This window comes from Acidobacteriota bacterium (genome assembly GCA_019347945.1).
GTDB lineage: Bacteria > Acidobacteriota > Thermoanaerobaculia > Gp7-AA8 > JAHWKK01 > JAHWKK01.
This window is the reverse complement of the sequence record JAHWKK010000001.1, coordinates 292,347-314,250: the sequence shown is the minus strand read 5'-3', so window position 1 is coordinate 314,250 and position 21,904 is coordinate 292,347. Positions and strand designations below refer to the sequence as shown.

The window sequence follows — 21,904 nt, the reverse complement described above, 5'->3', positions numbered from 1 at the left end:
CATGAATGTTATCGAGAAAGTATTGGAGAAATACGTTTCTTCAGATGAGGCTGACGTCATCCAGATTACCGATCCTCCCCTGAACCTTCGCGATCAAGCGGCGGTGTTGAAAGCCCTTCCGGTGTTTCTGGATATGGGAGGCTGTTACGCGTTGCGGCCGGACTCGACGATCGTTTCCTTCTCCTGGGACGAGCCTGACGAGATCTCGATCGAGGAGGATCAGCGGATCATCAACATGGCTCTGTGTCAGGGGGCAAAGCGCTATCCTGAGCTGACGGACCTCTTGCCGAAGCGCCCGGATGATGCCCAAACCTGTGAGTTCTGCGACGGGTCGGGTCTTGCTAACGATCTACCCGAACATCTTCGTGAATCGATCGTTTGCTTCTGCGGAGGTCTCGGTTGGATTGCATCGGCTGCGGGGCCGCTGAATGCCCGAGTCGTTAGCGACTCGTACCGCACGGAAAAAGTGAAGAGCTTTCGCCTCTTCGCAGTCGGGATTCTCATCGTTGTTGCCGGAGTGCTCGTTTGGGCGAACTGGCCGGCCGATTCGCTTGACGAGCACGTGGAGGCCGACCGCGTGGTGATCAGTAAATCCGACCAGAGTCTCGCTCTCCTTCGGAATGGTCAGGTGCTGCGGATGTATCCGGTTTCCCTCGGCGCGAATCCGGTCGGCCACAAACAGCGGGAAGGCGATGAACGAACACCCGAAGGCATCTACGTAGTCGACTACCGGAAGCCGGACAGCTCGTTTCACCGTGCGCTCCACATTTCTTATCCGAACGCGGAGGATATCGATCGTGCGGCGCGATCCGGCGTTGATCCTGGTGGCCTGATCATGATCCACGGCCTCCCGAATCGTGCTCCCTTTCTCGGGCGACTTCATCGCCTCGTGAACTGGACGGACGGCTGCATCGCGGTAACCAACAAGGAAATGGACCAAATCTGGGCTGCCGTGGATGACGGTACCGCTGTTGAGATTCGCCCTTGAAACCCCCTCGATCGTTATGCGCCTATTCGGTTCCGAGGTAGGATTGAACCATGAGTCCTGAACTTCTCGAAGAGGCGAAACGGCTGACTGTCGAGGAGCGGCTCGAGCTCGTCACTGGGATTTGGGACACCGTCGCCGAGGACGCCAGCGCCGCGTTGCTTCCTGTATCCAACGAGCATCGCCGCGAGTTGGATCGACGGCTGGAAGATCGTCAACAGAATCCGGACTCCGAGTCCTCCTGGACCGAAGTAGCAGAGCGTCTCCGCAATCGGTGAAATATCTAATCCGTGTTCGTCGGCCACACCCTCGCCCATTACGCGCCCGATAGCAGTCTCTCGTATTCGTCGTGCGGTCCAATCCAGAACCAGAGAATCTCATCGGAATTGTTTCGTACTCCGACTGCGCGGTAGTCCAGACTTACCCGCACTGAAACGAGTCGGTCGGAACCATGAATCCTTTTGAAGCGAAGGCTCGGATGGCGGGGATTCTCGAGAAAATGCCGATAGGCAGTGGCGGCCTGCCGTTGCACTTCGCGTGGAAGTTCCCTGAATTGCTTCCAGAATGCCCGGGTTGTTCGCGATCTCACATCTTGTCCGGGTCGAGCGGTTCGGTATGCCCCGCTTCGTGCTCCCGGATCGCTTCTTCCGCCAGCTTTTCGATCGCGGATCCTGAGCGACTGAAAAGCTCGTCCCAGCGCCGCTCGGACTCCAGCTCGGCGAGAAGCCATGCCCCCACGGCTTCCTGCTCATTTTCGGGAAGCCTGGTCGCCTCCTCGATTGCTTTCTCCAGCAGCTTACCCATGGAGAAAGTATACCTCGCAGGCGCATCAACAGGTTACAGGGGATGTTATGCGCTGAACGTCACTCGTCACTTTTTTCACGGCCTGCCGTCAGATCCTTCGCCGTCCTTCGGCGGCTCAGGATGACGAGTGTTTGGGTTTCGCGAGAGCAAACATTCGTCCATGATCGTCGCTTCGCGCAAACACAACATTCGTCATTCTGAGCCCGGCGGAGCGCGGGCGAAGAATCTGGGCGGGGGCTCGTGATTCACCGTTGCAGAGTGTGCCCGCGTGATCGGCGTGATCGTCGCCACCCCAAGGCGTAGCGAGCTCGAGCATTCCGGTGATCTGCGCTGCAGGTCAGCACGACTCGAGCTCTCGACCCCTCACTGGACCGGTTAATCGAGCCACAAAAAAGTAATGGCACCGCCGGAGGTTCATCTCCAGCGGTGCCCGTCATTCAAATCTTCGTCGTTCAGATCGTCGGCGCGCTCTGACTCTGTCGCTGCTGATCTTTCCCAGCGCCGGTCAGGTTCTGCCGCTTCGATTCCTTCTTCGCTTCGTCGACCGCGGCGTCTTTGGCGTGCTCGGCGACCTGTTTGACCTGCTCGCCCTTCTCACGCGCGAATTTCTTCGAGCGACGCATCAGATCATCTCTGGTCTCACCCATCAGCTCGCGCTCGCGGTCGGTCTCCGGGATCAGGGCGCCGAGTAGCGCTCCGGCGGCGATTCCGATGGCTCCCATCAGGAGAGGATCTTCTTCGAATTTCCGCTGCGTCCTGCGTCCGGCCCTGCGAGCCGTCTGCTGAACGCGCGTCTTCGCCGAATGAGCTCGCTCGCCCATCCGTTCCGCTGATTCCTGAACCCGGTCCTTCACATCACTGGCCTTCTCTTCGACCGAATGCGCCGCATCGGCCGCCTTGTGCTTGAGGTCGCTCCCCTTCTCACGAGCGGTCGCCTTGAAGTCGCTGCCGCGCTCCTGCATCCGCTCGGTGAATCCGTGGTTGCGTCCCTGATGCTCGTACACAGGGACTCCACAGGTGTCACACATCATGACGTAGGCGAAGTCCTCATTCTCGTCGCGGCCGTTTTCCGAAGAACTGCCGCCGCGAAGCAGCATGAAGAGTCCGAGACCGGTGATGGCCGAGGCCCCCGGATTCTCCTTGATTCTGTCCATGATTCCTCTCGAAGTGTCTTTCATTCGCATCCTCGCTCTCGTTTTCAGGTAGTCGGGAGAGAGCCGGTACTGGATCGAATCGATCGTCCGGCTCATCTCGTTCTGTGTTCGGTGAATGTCGCGCTCGATGTCCTCGACGCTTCTCTCGCGAGAGCGGCGATCATCGTCCTCTTTGTTCAGTGCACCTGTGACCTGATCCACGTCTTCGTCTCCTTCATCGTCTTTTTCGTTTCCTCGGGAGTCAGAGTGCTCTTCTGGAGGTCTTTCTTCGCACCGAGTGCGATCGCGGCCCCCGTTCCGGCGACCACCACTCCGATCAGGAGTGCCGACAGGCCGTACCCGATCAGATGGCCGAGGCCGATGACGGCCGCCGCAATGAGCACCAGCGTTCCCACGTAGAGAAGCACTCCGCCCAGCGCAATCAGGCCGGCGTCCTTTCCGACCTTCGCTGCCTTCTCGCGCATTTCCGTTTTTGCGAGCTCCAGTTCCTGGCGAACGAGCGTCCTGGCGTCAGTCGTCAGCTCCGAGAAGAGCTCGCCGAGGGTGTGCTCTTCGGCGTATCTTCGATCGTGCGCTTCCATTACGGCCTTCTTTCGTTGTCGGCAAGGGATCCCATAGCGGGAGTCGTTGTCCGGGGCCGGGTGGTTTCCGGTGCGGTCATCGATCGTCCCGCTCCGACGCCACTCTCATATCCCGGCCGACCGCTCGTGATCTCGCTGTGAGAGTCGTCGTCCCACTCGGAGTCGTCGGCGGAAGCCTTGAGAAAGCGGGAAGCGAGGAATCCTGCTGCGACCGCGCTTCCGAGGAAGGCCGTCGGGTGGCGGCGGGCCCACTGGCGCCCTTCGCGAATCAGCCCATCGATGTCGCGACGGTCGAGTCGAGTCGAAAGGTCGTCGAGCCGATCAGCGGCCGCATGAATGAAACCTCCCGAGGCCATCTCTTCACGATCCAGTTTCGAACCGGCCTCGTGGAGCGCCGTAGCGAGCATCTGGATCTCGTCGGTCGCGCGCGCCTTCTGTTCCTCGCCTTTGGCCCGGGCTTTCTGTTTCGCCTGTCCCTTGAGATCCTGCGCCGTTTCGCGGACCTGCTCAGCCGCCTCCCGCGTGCGGTTGCGGCCGTCCCCTCCACTCTCGAGCTCGGAGGATCTCGTTGTACCGATTGGTCTGTTGCTTTCGTAGCCCATGTCTCGCTCTCCTTTCGTTTGGTGAATGTGTCTAATAATAAGTAGCAAGATACACGCCGAATAACTTTTGGGAATGATGCGGCGGCAAAGCGGACGAGCTCGTACGGGTTGTTGGAGTCACACCAAACAAAAAGGGGACCTGCCTCTCGGAGGACCGAACGAATCGGGAATCAGACGGAGCTCGTTTCTCGGTTCCTCATCGCTCGTCGCTCGTCACTCATCGCTCGTCTCTCATCGCTCCTCGCTCGCCCCTCTTGCTCTTCCTCATCTTTCGCACCACACCCACCACGTACCAGACCAGCATGCCGCCGAGTACCACCCAGGAGATCGGGCCGATCCACTGTTCGAGCTGTTCGAACTGCTGGCCCAGAAATCGCCCCGCGAACGTCAGAAAAGCCGTCCAGACGAATGTTCCGAGCGCCGACCAGAGAAGGAACGGCGCGATTCCCATGCCGCTCAGTCCCGCCGGCACCGAGATCAGCGTGCGGATTCCCGGAACGAGCCTGCCGACGAATACCGCGGTTTTCCCATGGCGTTCGAACCACGACTGTGCCCGGTCGAGATCGTCGAGATCCATCGCGAACCACACACCGCGCCTTTCGATGAATGACCGGAATCGTCCCTTCGAATATCGCTTCGCGAGGAAGTACCAGAGTGACGCGCCGGCGAGCGACCCGAAGCTTCCGGCGAGGATCGCGGGCCAGACGCGAAGGTCACCGGCGATCGTCAGATATCCGGCGAGTGGCATGATGAGCTCGGAGGGGATCGGGGGGAAGACGTTCTCGACAAACATCAGGAGAGCTACGCCCCAGAGCCCCATCGCCTTCACCATGTCGACGATCCACGAGTCCATGCCGGCCCGGGATGCCGGAAGCGGGCCGGAAAAAAGCAGGGATCAGGGATCAGGAGACAGGAATCAGGAGACAGGAATCAGGAGCGAACTACGCACCTGGAAGCAAGACTCAGGAACTCTGGTCGCTGCTTCAGACAATATCGTCAACGATTAGAGAAGCCGGCGACGAAACCTCTGTCTTTCCCAGGCTTTTCCTGAATCCTGTCTCCTGATTCCTGGCTCCTGTCTTCTGCCCGGACCAGTTCCGGCGCAGAGATCTTCACGTCCAGTCCGGCCGCATAGTGATTGACCGGAAGTCTCCTGGCGGATTCGAATCCTTCCAGCTCGATGAGGTTCTCCTCCAGATGTCCCACCTCCGCTCGGCGCAGAGGATAAGGAGCGTGTTCGACCCGTGCCCGGAGCAGCCGGCGTCCGGATCCGGCGAAGAGAACGTAACGCTCGGCGAGGAAGTGGTCGAGAGTTCCCGGCATCGCGGGAGCCGCCGTACCGGATGGCCGGTACGACACCGCGCATCGCGCCGGTGCACCGGTGCGGCGAACCGATTTGAAGTGGAAGGTTTCGTTCTCGATCGTGTGAGACATGTCTGCCCGGAAATAGGGCAACCGGTAGATCAGCCGCGCCCCGGCAACCGCCGCAGGGCTCGAAGCGTCGACACTGAAGAACCAGATTGCAGGCTCATCGCCCGGCCCCCGAACGTAGGTCCGGAAGTTGAGCTCGATGAGGGATGAGCCCGGAAGCAGCGGAGAGAGTTTGCGCGGGAACAGGAGGGGCCGGGACTCCGGAATCCGGAACGGAAGAATGCTCACGTAGGCGCTTCCTTCGAAGGTATCGACCCTCACTCCCTCCGGCAGCCGGCGCTGAATCAGCTCCTGCTTCACCTCCCAGTGAAGGAACAGAAGGTGCTCCCAACGCTGGAATCCCACGGCAAACGGCATTGCCGCCGACTCGAAGCAGGAGACGTACCACGGGACCGATCAGCGACTCGTGTAATAACGCTTGAGCCATGACGCCAGTCCATCGAGCCCGGGGAAAAGAACCCGCTCCGTGATGTTCGCCTGGTCCAGGTGGTCGCGGATCTCCCACTTCAGTGACGACGGGAAGACGATCCGGCGAAGAATGTGAGGATGCGCGGCGAGGAAGTCCTCGACTTCGAGACGGGCGCTGGAGGGGACCGAGAAGAGTGCGAACTGGTTCACGATCCGGTCATCGAGCGAGGGTGGCTCGAAGAACAGGATGAATTCCGACTCGGCAGCCAGCGTATCGAACTCGTGCATTGTGGAAGCGAGTCCGCTCAGCATCTCACCGGTGAAGATGCGAGCTTCCTCTTCATCGAGCGATTGACGGATCCGCGGAGGGAGGAGCCGGTGAGCGGCAGCGAAATCAATGCACCAGATGACGCCGTCCTGATCGAAACGTTCCAGATCCGCCGTCGCGAAATGGAGCGCGATGTAGGGCGAATAGGTCCAGTCGAGCATGCGCGTCGGAAGGCCGTGATGCTTCGCGAGCGCAAGCCAGTCCCACGCCGATTCACTCGCGTTGGTTCCTCGGCGGGAGTATTTCCGGAAGTGTTTGAGCAGATGATGTTCGTACTTCTCGAATCCACCCTTCTGCAGGGAGCTTCTCAGCGTGTGCGGCGCGGAATCGGACCCACGAAACACGAATGGTGAACGATGGCGCCCGATCTCCGGCAGCCACGATCCGGCGAAGAGCTCCTCGTGGAGCCTCGGCCAGCTGTCCACACGAATCTCATCCACCTCTTCGTGCCGTGCAACAAATGTGACCGAGGCGATCCGGTCTTATCCCGTTCAGACGCCGTCGTTTCCGGAGGTCGGGTTCCGACAATACGCGTCATGAATCCGCCCACGAGGTAGATGGCCCCGAGGAGGATGTGTACGACGTGGTCAGCGGCTCCGAGCTCCAGATGACCGGGAATCACCCTCAGAATGTCGTCTCCGGCACGACCAGGAACCGCCGGGGTCACTGGAGAACCGAAGAGGAACCCGGCGAGACCGAGCAGCACGGGTCGCTCGGTGACGGGCCGTTCCCGGTGCTCCATCGGCTAACATCCCTCCCATGAGCGTCGAGATCGATCTATCGGATCGCACCGTACTGATCACGGGAGCATCGCGCGGAATCGGACGAGCCGCCGCGGAGCTCATCGGGCGAGCCGGCGCGCGCGTCGTCGTCCACTACGGTTCGCAGCGGTCCGCCGCCGAAGAGGTCGTCCGGACGATCGGCCCCGAACGATCGGTCGCGGTCCAGGCCGATCTCGCCTCGAACGATGACATTCAGGCGCTCGCGGGGTCGGCGATCGAGCGCTTCGGACGAATCGACGTCTTGGTCAACAATGCGGCGATTTTCACGCATCATCCGTTCGACGGAGAGAGCTTCGAGGAGTGGGTCGAGGGATGGCGAACGGTATTCGACGTCAACCTCTTCGGAACCGCGCAACTCACGTGGCTCGCGATGCGGTCGATGCGCGAGCACGGCGGTGGCACCGTGATCAATGTCGCATCCCGCGCATCGACGCGCGGCGAGACCGAGTACATCTCCTACGGCGCATCGAAGGCGGCGCTGCTCAATCTGACCCGCTCGATCGCGCGAGCGTGCGCGAAGGACGGGATCACATCCAACGCCATCACGCCCGGCTTCATCGATACCGACATGGCCGCCGACGAGGTCGCCCGACGCGGTGACGAGCTTCGCGCCGAGGTTCCCCTGGGGCGCCTCGGCATTCCGGCCGACGTCGCCGGCGTGATTCTCTTTCTCGCTTCGCCCCTCGCCTCGTATCTCAACGGCGCGACCATCGACGTCAATGGCGGCTCGTGGTTTTCCTAGCGGGGTTTTCAACAGGCACTAAGAATTCGTGAACACGACCGAGAGCATCGAGACCGAACCGAGATCGATACCGCCGGTGGGAAACTCAACGTCGTCGTCGGCGCGCGCGACTCCGAGGACATAGAGCAACGGCAGATAGTGATCGGGGGTCGGGATGGCGAGCCGGCCTTCGTTGCCGAAGTCTTCGTATTCGATGAGCGGCTGGAACTCGCGATCGGTGATTGCTCTGCGCACCCGCTCCTCGAACGACACTGCCCACGGATGAACTTCGTCGTTGCCCCAGCTCGCTGCGTGGAGATTGTGGACGACGTTGCCGCTTCCGAGGATCAGGACGCCATCCTCACGGAGAGGTCTGAGAGCCGTTCCGATGTCGAAATGATCCCGGCCTGATCTCGTCCGATCGATCGACAGCTGAACGACCGGTACTTCGGCGTCGGGGAACATGTGACGCAGCACCGCCCACGTTCCGTGATCGAGGCCCCAGTCCTCGCTCATTCTGCATTCGGCCGCCTCTGTGATCAGCTCGCAGACCTCTGCGGCCAGCTTCGGATCTCCGGGCGCCGGGTACTCGACCGCGAACAGCTCCCGGGGAAAGCCTCCGAAGTCGTGAATCGTCCCCGGCTTCTCCATCGCGGTCACGGCAGTCTCGCGGATGAACCAGTGCGCCGAGATCGACACGATCCCTCGCGGTTTCGGAATCGTCGCCCCGAGCTCGTGCCAGGCGGTCGCCCACACGTTCTCCGTGATCGCATGCATCGGATTGCCATGCCCGATGAAGACCGCCGGCATTCGTCGCTGCCCCATCCCCATACTCTAACTCGATGAGCGGCGAGCGGCCAGAGACGAGAGGTAAGCGGCGGTGAGAAGATGTAAGAGATAATGTGATGGGTAAGAGATGAAGACGGTAGGTAAGACGTACGGATGAGAGGTAAGAGACAGGCAATATGCGCGCTACGCGCGATCAAACAATCTCCTGACAGGGAACATCGCCGCTCGCCCCTCGCGGCCCTACACTCTCTGCATCCTGAATCCTGGATCCTGGCTCCTGCTCCCTACAGCTTCACACACACTGTCTTCGGCTCGGTGAAGAACTCGAGCGACCAGCGGCCACCTTCGCGCCCGACCCCGCTCGCTTTCATCCCGCCGAACGCTGTGCGCAGATCGCGAAGCAGCCAGGTGTTCACCCACACGGTTCCGGAATCGATTCGCGCAGCCACGCGATGAGCCCGGCCGAGATTGCTGGTCCAGACCGACGCCGAGAGTCCGTAGCGGACGTCGTTCGCGAGCCGGACTGCCTCATCCTCGTCATCGAACGGCGTCACCGTGACGACCGGGCCGAAGATCTCTTCCTGAAACGTACGGCACTCGCTGCCGAGCCCGGTGATGATCGTCGGCTCGAGAAACCAGCCGTTCGCGATCCGCGGGGGAAGCGATCCGGGCCGCTTTCCGCCGCTCACGATCTCGCCCCCTTCCTCCCGGGCGAGCTCGACGTATCCGAGGACCTTGTCGAGATGCTCGCGGCTGATCAGCGCTCCGACGTCGGTCGCGTCGTCGAGAGGATCGCCGACGACGAGCTTTTCGGTTTCCTCGACGAATCTCTTCATGAATTCGTCGAAGATCGACCTCTCGACGAGAATGCGGGATCCGCATAGGCAGATCTCACCCTGATTCCAGAAGCTCGAACGGAGCGTCCCGGCGATCGCCTCGTCGAGATCAGCATCCGCGAAGATCACGTTGGGGTTTTTTCCTCCGAGCTCGAGCGAAAGCTTCTTGAACATCGGGGCGGCGGTTCGCGCGACGATCTCGCCGGTTGCGGTTCCGCCGGTGAACGAGATCAGCGGCACCTCGGGGTGCCCCGAGATGGCCGCGCCTGCCTCCGGCCCCCGGCCATGCACGATGTTGATGACTCCCCGAGGAATCTCCGCCTCTGCGACGAGCTCCGAGAGCCGCATCGCCGTCCGCGGAGTCAGCTCCGACGGTTTGGCGACGCACGTGTTGCCCGTGGCGATCGCGGGAGCAATCTTCCAGGAGAGGAGATAGAGCGGAAGATTCCATGGCGAGATCAGGCCAGCGACGCCGAGAGGCTGCCTCAGCGTGTAATTGACCGCGGCCTGATCGGTGGCGTGCGACTCCGCCTGCTCGTGGAGAATCGCCGTCGCGAAGAATCTGAAATTGAGCACGGCCCTCGGGATGTCGAGCTTCCGCGCGAGCGAGATGCTCTTCCCGGTATCGCGGGACTCCATCTCGATGAGATTCTCGAAGTCTCCTTCGATCAGATCGGCCAGCCGGAGAAGAAGCCGGGAACGCTCGGCCGCCGGCGTCCGGCTCCATCCGGGAAACGCCCTCTTCGCGGCGGCCACGGCGCGGTCGACGTCTGTCGCGTCGCTCGCGGCGACACGACCCACCCGCTCACCGGTCGCGGGCTCGAACAGATCGAGCGTCGCGCCCGAGCTGGCCGAACCGAGCTCTCCGTCGATGAAGTTGAGGATTTCGATGTCGGAGTCTCTGCTCATGAATTCGTTCTCTCGAGGAAGACGGGGTCGGGTCTGAACTTGGAACTTAACGCCCTGATCTCGCGAGCTCTGACGTTCGCCGGGTTAAGTTGCCAACTCCAGACCCGACCCCTCGTCCCCGCGACGTCGCCTGTGGGCCTGAGTAACATGACTCTTACTTTTATGGGCTTATTCTTACCCAAGAGTTTTACTCTTACTTCTTACTTCTCACTCTTACCTTTCACTCCTGACTCTCTGGTCGGTCGAGAACTCCTCCGGATCGAACTCCCAGCGGTCGATGTCGGGGTCCCACGAGTCCCACGGCACGATCGAACCGATCCGCGACTGGAGGTGCGGCGGGATCACTTCCGGAACGATGAAGGCCTTCTGGCGGTGGAGCTTGTACGGGTTGCGGAACTCGAACCCGAGCACGCCGAGAATGAACCGCGCGATGTACCAGGTTGCCTGCGGGTTCCATCCGTGCGCGATCTTGACGACGATCCCGAGGCCGTCGGGGTAGTCGGGGTGCTCGATCGCCATTCCGAGAAGCCCGTCGGCGCCTTCCTTGGCGATGACGCGTCCGCCGCAGGCCTTGAGGATGGTGGAATCGAGCCGGTTGAAGCCGCCGATGAGATCGGGAAAGTCGGTCATCGAGCTCCAGATCCAGTCGTCGTGCTTCTCGGTGACGAGATTCGCGAAGAGCCGTGCGAGATCGGTCACGGTCATCGAGACGGTCGGAAGCCCGCAGCCGTCCTTTGCGATGACGCCGTCCTGCCACTCTCCCTCGAGGACATCGCGGAGATACCCGAGGTACGCCTGGAAGAAGGGATGGTGGGGCCAGACGTAGCCGACGCGGCTCCAGCCTCTGAGCCGGCAGCCGTAGAGGATCGCGGCGTGCTCGCCCGAACATGTGTGGTACCACCGCCGCGGGCGCCGGACCTGGCGTCCGAACTGGATCAGCGGCACGTCCCGCGGGGCCTGCATCAGCCCCCACTCCCCCTCGGCGAGGATCGACTTCACGACGCGGACGTGCTCGGTGTCGCCGTTGTGCGACGAGACCGCGATCGCCTTCTGCTCGGGCGTCAGCGCCGACTCGAAGTCCGCGGCGAATACCTTCATCATGAGCGGCTTCGCCATCGAACGTCCGTAGACCTCGACGTTGCCTCCGAACGAGTGGACGAGGTTCTTCCCCGACACCCAGGAGACGGCGCCGTGAACGGTGTTCTCGGCGACGCCGTTGCGACGGTACTCGACGAGGGGCTGCCAATCGATCGTTCTGCTCACCCGGCGATTGTATTCGGTCGCGCCCGGCAAGACATCGCATCTGGCTTGGGAGGGCAAGCCTCCGGCGAGCCGCGAGCTTGCGATTCGAATCCTGAAACCGAGGATCTAACCCGGGAGGGGCGAGCCTCCGGCGAGCCACGGCCTTGCGATTCGCATCCTGAAACCGAGGATCTCACCCTTCTCCGGGGTTCAGGGAAGGCCGCGGGTTTCAGGAGAGATTTTCGAGAATCGCGGCTCGCCAGAGGCTCGGCCTCCCGGTCAAACGTTCCTCGCGCCTCCTGACGGTGCGGCTCGGCAGGACTCTCGCCCTCCGGGTTCAGGAAGGTCACAGGTTTCAGGAGAGATTTTCGAGGATCGCGGCTCGCCAGAGGCTCGCCCTCCCGGGCATTGAGCTACAGGCGTGCTCCGTCCGACGGATCGAACAGGTGAAGCTTCTCGGGGTCGAAGCGGAGCCCGATGCGGCTGTCCGGTTTCGGCAGGTCGGTCGGCGCGACTCGCGCGACGAGCTGCGTCTCCCCCGCGCGAGCGTAGACGAACGTCTCGTTTCCCACCGGCTCGACCAGCTCGAGCACCGTCTCCCCGCCCCGCCCGTCGATGTCGAGATCCTCGGGGCGAACGCCGAGAATCGCCTCCCGGCTCCCCCCTGGAGATCGCTCATCGAGCGGGACCCTCAGCGCGCCGTCCCGCGAAATGAAGCTCATCGACGGATCCACTTCCACCCGCCCGCGGATGAAGTTCATCGCCGGGCTTCCGATGAATCCCGCTACGAAGAGATTCTTTGGCTTCAGATAGAGATTCATCGGTGTATCGATCTGCTGGATGCGGCCGTCGTTGAGCACGACGATCCGGTCTCCGAGGGTCATCGCCTCGATCTGGTCATGCGTGACGTAGATCATCGTCGTTCCTAGCCGCCGGTGGAGCTTCGCGATCTCTGTCCGCATCTGCAGACGGAGCTTCGCATCGAGATTCGAGAGCGGCTCGTCGAGCAGAAAGACGGCCGGCTCCCGGACGAGCGCCCGCCCGAGCGCGACGCGCTGCCTCTGACCCCCCGAGAGCTGCTTCGGTTTCCGGTCGAGAAGCGGGCCGAGCTCGAGAAGGTCCGCGGCGATTCCGACGCGCCGATCGATCTCCTCTTTGCTCGCCTTCCGCAGCTTCAGACCGAAGGCGAGGTTCTTCCGCACCGTCATGTGCGGATAGAGCGCATACGTCTGGAACACCATCGCGACGTCGCGAGCCTGCGGTGCGACGTCGTTGACGATCCGGTCCCCGATCCTGATCGTGCCGGAGGTGATCTCCTCCAGCCCGGCAATCATTCGCAGCAGCGTGCTCTTGCCGCAGCCGGAGGGGCCGACGAAGACGAGCAGCTCACCGTCTTTCGCCTCGAATGTCGCCTCCTCGATGGCCACGTAATCGCCGTCGTAGACCTTCCGAACCCGATCGAGCGTGACGTTGGCCATGATCCATTCTCTACCGGGGACGCGAGCATGTCCACGAGGTTCTGTGGGGCTGACTCCACGCCCCGGGGCTTTGAAAGTAAGATTCGCGACGATGTCACATCGTCTGAAGTTTCCCGAGCGGTTTCTCTGGGGTGCCGCGACCTCCGCGTATCAGATCGAGGGGGCGCCTCTCGCCGACGGCGCGGGGGCGTCGATCTGGCACCGCTTCAGCCACACGAAAGGCAAAGTCGCGAACGGCGATACGGGTGACGTCGCCTGCGATCATTACAACCGCTGGCGCGATGACATCGCCCTCATGCGCGAGCTCGGCCTGGGGGCCTACAGATTCAGCATCGCGTGGGGACGGATCCTTCCTGCAGGCACCGGAGCAGTCAACGAAAAGGGGCTCGACTTCTATCGCCGGCTCGTCGACGGACTCCTCGACGCCGGCATCCGCCCGATGATCACGCTCTATCACTGGGATCTCCCGGCCGCTCTGGATGACCGCGGGGGCTGGCTGAATCGCGACATTGCGGACTGGTTCGCCGAATACGCCTCGGTCGCATTCCGAGCGCTGGACGACCGGAATCCGCTCTGGGTCACGCTCAACGAGCCGTGGGTGGTCTCCGACGGCGGCTACCTCCACGGCGTCCTCGCTCCGGGTCACGCCAACCGTTTCGAGGCACCCATCGCTTCGCACAATCTGCTCCGGGCTCACGGGGCCGCGGTCCAGGCGTACCGATCGACCGGCAAAGGGAAGATCGGACTCGTCGTCAACATCGAGCCGAAGTACCCCGCCTCGGATAGCGAAGCCGACCTCGCTGCGACGCGTCGCGCCGACGCCTACATGAACCGGCAGTACCTCGATCCCGCTCTGCTCGGCTCGTATCCGGAGGAGATGACCGAGATGTTCGGCGAAGCCTTCCCCGCCTGGCCGGACGAGGACCTCCAGCTCATCCGCCAGCCGATCGACTTTCTCGGGATCAACTACTACACGCGCGCCGTCGTCCGGGACGATCCGAACGAGCCGATCGAGCGGGCGGAGCGAGTCCGGCAGCCTCACGCGACGCACATGACGACAGGATGGGAGGTCTACGCCGCGGGACTGCGCGACACGCTCGTCTGGGTCACCGAGCGCTATGGCCGGATTCCGCTCTATGTGACCGAGAACGGCGCCGCCTTCTACGACCCGCCCGCCGTCGAGGGGGACATTCTCGAGGATCCGCTTCGAGTCGACTATCTCCGCGCGCACTTCCGGGCGGCTCTCGACGCCATCAAGCAGGGAGTCGACCTCCGCGGCTACTTCATCTGGTCGCTGCTCGACAACTTCGAGTGGGCCCACGGCTTCTCCCAGCGGCTCGGCATCGTCCACGTCAACTACCAGACGCAGAAGCGAACGATGAAGCGGAGCGGCCGGTTCGTGGCCGATGTGATCAGGGGAAGGGATTAGGGATCAGGGATCAGGGATCAGGAAAGGCGATGGATCTCTCACATCGTCATCCTGAGCCGCCGAAGGACGGCGAAGGTTTCTGGGGTTTGGTTGTAAAAGAAGGTGAGAATATCGAGAGGTTATCTTCGCGGCGTCTCTTCTTTCACTCTTCACTCTTCACTCTTCACTCTTCTTTCACTCTTCACTCTTCTTTTACTCTTCACTCTTCACCACTACCTTCACCCGGTGCGTGCCGCCCCGGGGGAGCGGCTCGATGACGTTGCCCGAAAGCTCACGACCGTCGAGCTCGATTTGCGGCTTTTGCCCGCGCTCGATTTGAATTTCGAAGAGGCTGTCCTGCCACGGTCGCGTCATCCGCACCGACGACCAGGACGGAGGAAGGCAGGGATCAACCTTCAGCCCGTTCCAGTCGGGACGAATCCCGAACACCCACTCGGAGACGACGCGATGAAGCCACGCAGCCGATCCCGTATACCAGGTCCATCCCGCCCGGCCGAACAGCGGTGACTCCGGTCCGTCGACATTGCCCGGCAGCACGTACGGCTCCGCCCAGTAACGCTCCGGGTCCTTGTTGGTCGGATCGATTGCTTCGAGCAGTCTGCCGACCGTCCCGGCATCCTTCATCTTCGCGGCGGCCGCGATCGCCCACGTCGCGGCATGCGTATAGACCCCGCCATTCTCCCGGAGACCCGGCGCATAGCGGGTGATGTATCCGATTGGAGCAACCGGCTCGTCGTAAGCGGGACTGAGAAGCAGCGCGCCGACGTTCGTCACGAGCCTCTCGCACACCGCGGCCCAGGCGGTTCGGGCACGATCGGGCGGGGCGACGTCGTTGAGAATCGCCCACGTCTGCGCGTTGAGGAAGATCGAGCCCCGGTCGTTTTCCGCGCTGCCGATCTTCGACCCGTCGTCCAGGCTCGCGCGCCAGTACCAGCTTCCGTCCCAGCCGTGCTCGTTGATCGCCGCGACGAGTGCGGCCCGCCGGTCGGCGTAGTCCGCGGCGAAGGGCGCATGACCTCCTCGCCGGCCGATCTCCCTCCAGTCGGCCAGAAGCCCCGCGAGGAAATGGCCCAGCCAGACCGACTCTCCACGCTCCTGGAGGCCGGCCGCCGACAGCCCGTCATTCCAGTCGCCCGCCCCGATGTGGGGAAGTCCGCGCTCGCTCGTCCGGAGAAAGACGCGTTCGAAAGCGCGGCGAACGTGCTCGTGAAGCGGCGAGCGCTCCCTCTGATCGAGGAACGGGACCTGATCCTCGAGAATGGCGTAGTCCCCGGTCTCCCGGATGTAATTGGCAGTCACGAACGGAAGCCAGAGCAGATCGTCGGTCATCGTCGTCACGAGCCCCTGCTCCGTGAGGGGGTGCCACCAGTGATAGACCGATCCGTCGGCGAACTGGTGCTCCGCATGAAGGTTGATCTGCTCCCTGCAATGCTCCGGCTCGATCGTCAGCCAGACCTGCGAGTCCTGCAGCTGGTCACGGAATCCGAACGCGCCGCTCTGCTGGTAGTAACCACAGCGTCCCCACAACCTGGCCGAGATCGCCTGATAGCGCACCCAGTCGTTGATCAGCCCGTCGAAGCGATCGTCACCGGTCTCCAGTCGGTGCGTCGCAAGCAGGCTTCGCCAGCTCTTTCGGACCTCGTTCAGCTCGCGCTCGATCGACGCCGGTTTGCTCCATGCCGTCGAGGAGCGGAGAGCGGACTCCGGCGAGACGTCCATCGTCAGCGAAAATCCGATCTGCATCTCACCACCCGGTGCGAGCTCGACCGCCGACCGCATCGCACCGACCGGATCGACGTGGCGTCCGAACCGCCCCTCCCACGTTTCCTGCCGGAGAGCGCACGGATCGCGAAGCGTCCCGTACCGTCCGAGAAACGCCACCTTTTCCCCCTCCGCGGCCGTGACCGCTTCCGTCGTCGCGAACGCCGCGACATAGGGAAAATCAGCGTTCCAGTGCCCGTACCGTTTCGACGGCACGTCCCACATGTGATTCCACCCGAGGACCGCGCGGTGCGATGGATCGAAGGCGTTCTCGAGGAAGAGTTTGTGAAATTCGCGCCGCGGCGCGGGCGCAACCCCGCAGCACCACTCGAGGTACGAGGTCAGCGCGAGGCGACGAGGTCTCGACCCGAGATTCCGGAGCGTGACGAGCCACAGCTCGACCGGATCGTGCCGATGAACGAACAGCGTCCACTCGCTCGCAATCTCGTGATTCTCCGCTTCGAACGTCGTGTACCCGATGCCGTGACGACACCGGTATGACTCCGGATCCCTCCAGACCGGCGCGGGCGAGAGCGACCAGACCTCTCCCGACTCCCTATCGCGAACGAAGAGAAACTTGCCCGAGGTGTCGCTGGCGAAGTCCTGCTGCCAGGCCGTGATGACCGCGAGTTGCGAATTGTCGATCCACGTGAAGCCGCTCCCCGACTGACTGACCGCGAGTCCCACGCGCTGGTTCGAGATGATGTTCGACCAGGGGCGCGGCGTGCGCGGATTCGTGACGACGTATTCGAGACCGTCGCCGGAAAAGTGGCCATAACCGGATTCCCCCGATTCGGGTTTCAACGTCTCACCCCTTCGTTCAGTCGTCCGAGTGACACCCGCGCCGGTACTTCCCGGACGATCGTCTCGCTCCGGTCGATCGGCGACACGACGACGATTCCCCCCGCCGGCATCTCCACTCCTTCCCCGATCTCCGCGACGATCTCCGCGCCTTCGCGCTTCAACGTCCAGCTGAGCGGGCCGTACCGGGTTCTGAGCATGTCGATCGCAACTCCGTTCTCGCTCGTGACCCAGTCGAGCGGCAACGCGGCTCCGATGACGAGCGCATCGTCCCGCTCCCAGGCGAACATGTCGAGGATCGACCGGATGAAGTCCGATCCGACCCACGTGTGCGGCATGTCGCCGATGAACTTCGGGGTCGTCTCGTCGCGAAACACTACCTCCGCCCAGTGGTTCCACGCAGGCGGCCTCGAGTGGGTGAAGAACCAGTCGATGAGCGCCTTCGCGCGCTCCGGCTGCCCCGTCCGGATGAACGTGCCGACCGTCCTCCACTCGTACGGCGTGTAAGCCTCCCACTCGACCTCGCCGTCACGCCGTGCGACGATTTCCCGCCAGTAGCGATCGAACGTGTACTCGAGCGCATCCTCTGGAAGCCTCCGGAGCTCGTCGCCCGGATTGATCGCGATCGTCGTCGAGGTCGCATCGAAATCTCCGAGCTCGACCGATCCCGGGATGTAGTCGATTCCGTGCATCGCCATCGTGCGATCGATCGATGCATGGAGGTCGCGGCGAAACTCGTCGCGGATCGCGGCGATCTCTTCTCTCTTCTCTTCCTCTCCGAGAGCCGCGGCGATCCGGGCCGCGTCCTCGAACCCCTTCAGCGCGAAGAAGTCATCCCAGAACGAGTGCATCGGTTTCGCTGAATAGCCTTCATGACTGATCGACTCCGGCATCAGCCCGAAAAAGGCTCGCTTCTCCTCTTCGCGATACTCGTCGGTCATCCGCTGATGGCGGAGCTCGTCCATGTACTCGACGGCCCCGAGCACGTGCGGCCACATCCTTTCGAGAAGCGCCCGGTCGCCGGTGAAGTCGTAGTACTCCCGGATGAGGTAGATGAACTGGCCGTGACTGTCGTTCTCCGGCACGGGATCAGCGCCACGCTCGCCTACGCAGCAGGGAACGTAGCCGTCGTCCCGCTGATGAAGGGCATACCACTCGATGAAGTCCTTCACTTCTTCCGGATGCGCGAGCCGGAGAAGAGCCGCCGAAGTCAGCGAGCCGTCGCGAATCCACGACCGGTCGTAGGATCGGGAGCCCGGCTGAATCGAAGGGCCATCCCTGTTGATCAGGATGTATGCGAGATTGCTCCGGATCGCCCTGCCGACATGACTGGCCACCTCCGGGAGATGAATCCCGACCCGTCCGAGACGATTCTCCCAGTCGGCCCGTGCCACTTCCAGCTCGCGCTCCGCGGCTGCGGCGGCGCTCGCCATCGAAAGCCCGCCGTCAAAACCGGCGGGGCGCTCGTGAAAGGGGACGGCGACGACGGCGTCGCGAGCCGAGCCGGGCGGAATGGCGAACGACCACGACATCACTCCCGAGGCTGAGGCGAGGGGATCTTCGACGGCCGGCGTTTCCGGGATCGCATTCGAGTGCAGACGATCGACAATCTCCCCTTCCGAGAATCGCATCGCGCCAAATGAATCGAGCCGGGTCACAGCAATGACGCTGGTCGTATCGTTGACAACGATTCGCGCGCCCTTGCGCTGAAGCGAAACGATGTCCGTCGTTCCTCCCGGCATCGCCAGGAACTGCCACGAAGGGTTGACCTGAAGCGGCCGGATTGCGAGATGCAGCGTCACATCCTTTTGAGTCCGGCTGCTGTTGGCCACTCGATACCGCACCCACAGCACCGAATGACCCGCCTCTCCGCGCGCGAATGCCGTGATCGAGAGCTCGAGATCGCCATGATCCCGAACCACCGTCGGAATCGGCAGATCACCGCCGGCAAGCGATTGTGTGATCGTCTTCGCGTCCGTCCATGTGAGGAGCGCCTCGTTGTCCCCTTTCACGCGGAGGAAGGGATCGAGCGAGAAGCGGATCGGATCGATGTCGATCGTCCCCTCCTCGTTGATCAGCGCCTCGCCCCGGTCTCCCGCGGCGCCGATCACCGTCCAGTAGGACTGCCGTCCCGAGAGATACTTAGGAAACGATCCGGCGGGGGACTCCGCGGCGATCCGCTCCCACATCGCACTCTTCGTTTCGGACGCCTGCGGCTCCAGCACGTCGATCTCGCGGATGCCGTATCCCGCTCCGGGACCGCGCAGGAAAACCAGACGCACATAGCTCGCCTCGGCTTCGGGCAACACGATCCAATCCCGGCCTCCGTCGCCTCCGCGCGTTCGCCAGACGGTGTCCCGGGAGCTGTCATCGACCGAAAGAACGACGTCATAGTCGCTCGCGAAGCTTCCTTCGGCCCAGTCGATGATCAGTCCTCCGATCTCGCGGCGACGGAGGAAGTCGATCTCGATATGCTGCTCGCCTCCGCGGCCGCTCCGCCACGCCGTCGCTTCGCTGCCGTCGAGCGCGTAAACTGGAGCGTTGGGCGAAAGCGTGGACGAGGCGCTCAGCGACGGGGTCAGATCGTACGGTCTTTCCGGCTCGAGCGGAGTGAACGTCAGGTCGTCGACCCAGATCGTTCCCTTTCCTCCCTCCGCGGCAACCACGACGATCTCGATTGCGGAAAGCTTCTTGATTTCTCCGCCACCCTGCGGCCCCCACGCAAAGTCGAGATGCCGCTTTTTGTAGCGGAGACGCGTCCAGTCGGTCGGGAATCGATAGCGACGTTTGACGCTCCACCAGACGTTCTCGCGGGACTCGTCGAGAAACTTGACCTCGAGCGTATTGACGGGAGTCTCGCCTCGTATGAGAAACGACAGCTCGTAATTTTCCGGCAGATCGATATCGACCGGCAGCCGCGAGATCGCATAACCACCACCGCCGCCGAAATCGAAATCGACCCTCAGCGCCGCCCCGGTCCGGCCCTCTCCCCTCGAGATTTCCATCTCAACTCCCGGAGAGGGATCGGCTTCCCATCGTTCCACCGAGGAGAAATCGTCCAGCGTGCGTGGCTGGACAACCGCGTTCGTGCCGAAAGCGAAGAAGGGGATCGCCAGGAGGAAGGAAGCGCCGATCGCCGGTCTCATCCCTTCACGCTCCCCGCCATGAGTCCGGCGATGTACTGCTTCTGCAGAATGACGAATACTGCCAGGACCGGAATGATCGTCAGCACCGACGACGCCATCATCAGCTCGAGATCCTGCACATGCTCGCCGAGAAGATTCGCCACCGCGACGGGAAGCGTGTAGCGGTCATCATCGGTGAGGATGATCAGCGGCCACATGAAGTCGTTCCATGCCGACATGAAGGTGAAGATGGCGAGCGTCGCGAGCACCGGTCGCGCGAGCGGCAGAATGATCGACCAGTAGATCTGCCACTCGTTGGCTCCGTCCATCCTCGCCGCCGCAATCAGATCGTCCGGGACCGACAGCATGAACTGTCTAACGAGAAAGATCCCGAAGATCGTCGCCAGAAACGGGATCATCGCACCGACGTACGTGTTGACCAGCCCCATCGACTTCAGCATCAGAAAGAGGGGGAGCATGGTGACCTGCGCCGGAATCGCGAGCGCGGCGACGAGAAAGGCGAACACTCTGTCCCTCCCGCCCCATCGCAGCTTCGCAAAGGCGTAGCCCGCCATCGAGCTGAACAGAAGCGAGCAGAGCGTCGAGACGATCGAGATCACCGCGCTGCTGAACAGCGCCTTCCCGAGATCGAGTCGCGCGAAGAGATCGTAATAGTGCTCGAACGTCACACGGCTCGGAAGCAGCCGCGGCGGAAACGCCGTCGCTTCACCCGCCGGCATCAGGGAAGCCGACACCATCCAGAGGAGGGGAATTACCGTGAGAAATCCGCCGAGAATCAGCATTCCATTGATGGCAACGGATGAAGCGAGGCGGCGTGCTTTCGTCATTTCGCCAGTCTCCGTCTCGCAAACGCCATCGCCACCGCGCCGCTCACGACCAGAACGAACAGAATGAAGGCGATCGCCGCGGCGAAGCCCATGTTCCACCAGCGGAACCCTTCCCGATACATAAGCAGCACGATCGTCAACGTGCTGTTGAGCGGCCCACCCTCGGGGGTCATCACGTACGGCTCCGCGAAAATCTGCACGTAGCCGATCGCCGTGATCAGCGCGACGAAGACGAATGTCGGGGCGAGCGCCGGCAGCGTCACGTGCCAGAACTGCCGCAGCGGTCCTGCTCCGTCGATCCGCGCCGCTTCGTAGAGATCCTCCGGGGCATTCTGCAATCCGGCGAGAAAGATGATTGCTCCGTAACCGAAGTTCTTCCAGATGGCCAGCAGAATGATCGCCGGCATTGCCCACGCCGGATCGCCCAGCCAGTCGATCTGCTCGATTCCGAAAAGCCCGAGGAAGCGATTGATCAGTCCGACGCGCGGGTGGTAGAGGTAGCGCCAGACCACGGCGACCGCGACCAGCGTGGTCACGACCGGCGCGAAGTAAACCGTCCTGAAGAAGGTCCTGAACCGTCCCAGCTTCGCGTTGAGGAGCAGCGCCGTACCGAGCGCGAGGAGAATCGTCAGCGGTCCCGCCACGAGCGAGAAGTAGAGCGTGTTCCACAGCGCCTTCCAGAAAATCTGACTGCGGACCAGCTCGAGATAGTTTCCCCCACCGACGAACCTGGTGTGTTCTGCATTGCCGAGGGAGTAAATGTCGAAATCGGTCAGACTGAGCAGCAGACCCGCGGCAACAGGGAGAAAGAAGAAGACCCCGATCAGCGTCAGCGCCGGCAGCACGAACAGCACGCCCGCTCGCGCCTCGGAGCCGCTCGGTTTCCACAT

19 protein-coding genes are annotated in these 21,904 nt (G+C 62.5%); 4 read left to right on the top strand and 15 right to left on the bottom strand.

Annotated elements, in window-relative coordinates; all coding sequences use genetic code 11:
• Nucleotides 1-235: 235 nt before the first annotated feature.
• Together KY459_01345 and KY459_01340 are read left to right on the top strand one after the other, a co-directional pair.
• Nucleotides 236-988, top strand: coding sequence for a L,D-transpeptidase family protein (locus KY459_01345; GenBank protein MBW3563355.1), 753 nt, complete (start codon nucleotides 236-238; stop codon nucleotides 986-988).
• 50 nt (nucleotides 989-1,038) lie between these two features.
• Entirely contained in the window at nucleotides 1,039-1,263 is a 225-nt protein-coding gene (locus KY459_01340) for an addiction module protein (protein MBW3563354.1), read from the top strand.
• Between the two features lie 307 nt (nucleotides 1,264-1,570).
• Here KY459_01340 and KY459_01335 read toward each other — a convergent pair whose 3' ends face one another.
• The 7 genes from KY459_01335 to KY459_01305 all read right to left on the bottom strand — a co-directional run bounded on the left by KY459_01335 (nucleotide 1,571) and on the right by KY459_01305 (nucleotide 6,733).
• Nucleotides 1,571-1,789 carry a hypothetical protein gene (locus KY459_01335; GenBank protein MBW3563353.1) on the bottom strand — a complete coding sequence of 73 codons (219 nt, stop codon included), beginning with the start codon at nucleotides 1,787-1,789 and terminating at the stop codon, nucleotides 1,571-1,573.
• Nucleotides 1,790-2,241: 452 nt separating this feature from the next.
• Nucleotides 2,242-3,144 (bottom strand): DUF3618 domain-containing protein, encoded by a 903-nt coding sequence (locus tag KY459_01330; GenBank protein ID MBW3563352.1) that lies wholly within the window; start codon nucleotides 3,142-3,144, stop codon nucleotides 2,242-2,244.
• Nucleotides 3,120-3,524, bottom strand: coding sequence for a phage holin family protein (locus KY459_01325; protein ID MBW3563351.1), 405 nt, complete (start codon nucleotides 3,522-3,524; stop codon nucleotides 3,120-3,122). Before KY459_01325 ends, KY459_01330 begins: the two co-directional genes overlap by 25 nt.
• Nucleotides 3,524-4,126, bottom strand: a complete 603-nt coding sequence (locus tag KY459_01320; GenBank protein MBW3563350.1) for a hypothetical protein — start codon at nucleotides 4,124-4,126, stop codon at nucleotides 3,524-3,526. Before KY459_01320 ends, KY459_01325 begins: the two co-directional genes overlap by 1 nt.
• Before the next feature lie 217 nt (nucleotides 4,127-4,343).
• Complete coding sequence (locus tag KY459_01315) at nucleotides 4,344-4,979, bottom strand: DedA family protein (protein ID MBW3563349.1); 636 nt, start codon at nucleotides 4,977-4,979, stop codon at nucleotides 4,344-4,346.
• Between the two features lie 143 nt (nucleotides 4,980-5,122).
• A complete protein-coding gene (locus KY459_01310) occupies nucleotides 5,123-5,914 on the bottom strand; it encodes a DUF2071 domain-containing protein (GenBank protein MBW3563348.1) in 792 nt (263 codons plus the stop codon).
• A gap of 39 nt (nucleotides 5,915-5,953) precedes the next feature.
• The gene (locus tag KY459_01305) at nucleotides 5,954-6,733 is read right to left on the bottom strand and encodes an FRG domain-containing protein (protein ID MBW3563347.1); all 780 of its coding nucleotides are present in this window, start codon (nucleotides 6,731-6,733) and stop codon (nucleotides 5,954-5,956) included.
• A gap of 319 nt (nucleotides 6,734-7,052) precedes the next feature.
• Here KY459_01305 and KY459_01300 point away from each other — a divergent pair, with 319 nt between their 5' ends.
• The gene (locus tag KY459_01300; GenBank protein ID MBW3563346.1) at nucleotides 7,053-7,817 is read left to right on the top strand and encodes a glucose 1-dehydrogenase; all 765 of its coding nucleotides are present in this window, start codon (nucleotides 7,053-7,055) and stop codon (nucleotides 7,815-7,817) included.
• A gap of 18 nt (nucleotides 7,818-7,835) precedes the next feature.
• Here the strand turns inward: KY459_01300 and ygiD are convergent, their stop codons facing one another.
• The 4 genes from ygiD to ugpC form a co-directional block, all read right to left on the bottom strand.
• A complete protein-coding gene (ygiD, locus tag KY459_01295) occupies nucleotides 7,836-8,621 on the bottom strand; it encodes a 4,5-DOPA dioxygenase extradiol (protein MBW3563345.1) in 786 nt (261 codons plus the stop codon).
• A 248-nt stretch (nucleotides 8,622-8,869) separates the two neighbouring features.
• Nucleotides 8,870-10,330 carry an aldehyde dehydrogenase gene (locus KY459_01290; protein MBW3563344.1) on the bottom strand — a complete coding sequence of 487 codons (1,461 nt, stop codon included), beginning with the start codon at nucleotides 10,328-10,330 and terminating at the stop codon, nucleotides 8,870-8,872.
• A gap of 213 nt (nucleotides 10,331-10,543) precedes the next feature.
• Nucleotides 10,544-11,593 carry an asparaginase gene (locus KY459_01285; protein ID MBW3563343.1) on the bottom strand — a complete coding sequence of 350 codons (1,050 nt, stop codon included), beginning with the start codon at nucleotides 11,591-11,593 and terminating at the stop codon, nucleotides 10,544-10,546.
• Nucleotides 11,594-11,985: 392 nt separating this feature from the next.
• The gene (ugpC, locus tag KY459_01280; GenBank protein MBW3563342.1) at nucleotides 11,986-13,050 is read right to left on the bottom strand and encodes a sn-glycerol-3-phosphate ABC transporter ATP-binding protein UgpC; all 1,065 of its coding nucleotides are present in this window, start codon (nucleotides 13,048-13,050) and stop codon (nucleotides 11,986-11,988) included.
• 91 nt (nucleotides 13,051-13,141) lie between these two features.
• On the opposite strand from ugpC, the gene KY459_01275 reads away from it, so the two are divergent.
• On the top strand, nucleotides 13,142-14,479 hold the full coding sequence (locus KY459_01275) for a beta-glucosidase (GenBank protein MBW3563341.1): 1,338 nt from the start codon (nucleotides 13,142-13,144) through the stop codon (nucleotides 14,477-14,479).
• Between the two features lie 192 nt (nucleotides 14,480-14,671).
• Here KY459_01275 and KY459_01270 read toward each other — a convergent pair whose 3' ends face one another.
• The 4 genes from KY459_01270 to KY459_01255 are packed head-to-tail and all read right to left on the bottom strand — an operon-like array spanning nucleotide 14,672 to nucleotide 21,904.
• Nucleotides 14,672-17,044 (bottom strand): glycosyl transferase family 36, encoded by a 2,373-nt coding sequence (locus KY459_01270; GenBank protein MBW3563340.1) that lies wholly within the window; start codon nucleotides 17,042-17,044, stop codon nucleotides 14,672-14,674.
• The gene (locus KY459_01265) at nucleotides 17,041-20,187 is read right to left on the bottom strand and encodes a discoidin domain-containing protein (GenBank protein MBW3563339.1); all 3,147 of its coding nucleotides are present in this window, start codon (nucleotides 20,185-20,187) and stop codon (nucleotides 17,041-17,043) included. The genes KY459_01270 and KY459_01265 overlap by 4 nt, the downstream gene beginning before the upstream one ends.
• Nucleotides 20,184-21,014, bottom strand: a complete 831-nt coding sequence (locus tag KY459_01260) for a carbohydrate ABC transporter permease (protein MBW3563338.1) — start codon at nucleotides 21,012-21,014, stop codon at nucleotides 20,184-20,186. The genes KY459_01265 and KY459_01260 overlap by 4 nt, the downstream gene beginning before the upstream one ends.
• Nucleotides 21,011-21,904, bottom strand: coding sequence for a sugar ABC transporter permease (locus KY459_01255; GenBank protein MBW3563337.1), 894 nt, complete (start codon nucleotides 21,902-21,904; stop codon nucleotides 21,011-21,013). Before KY459_01255 ends, KY459_01260 begins: the two co-directional genes overlap by 4 nt.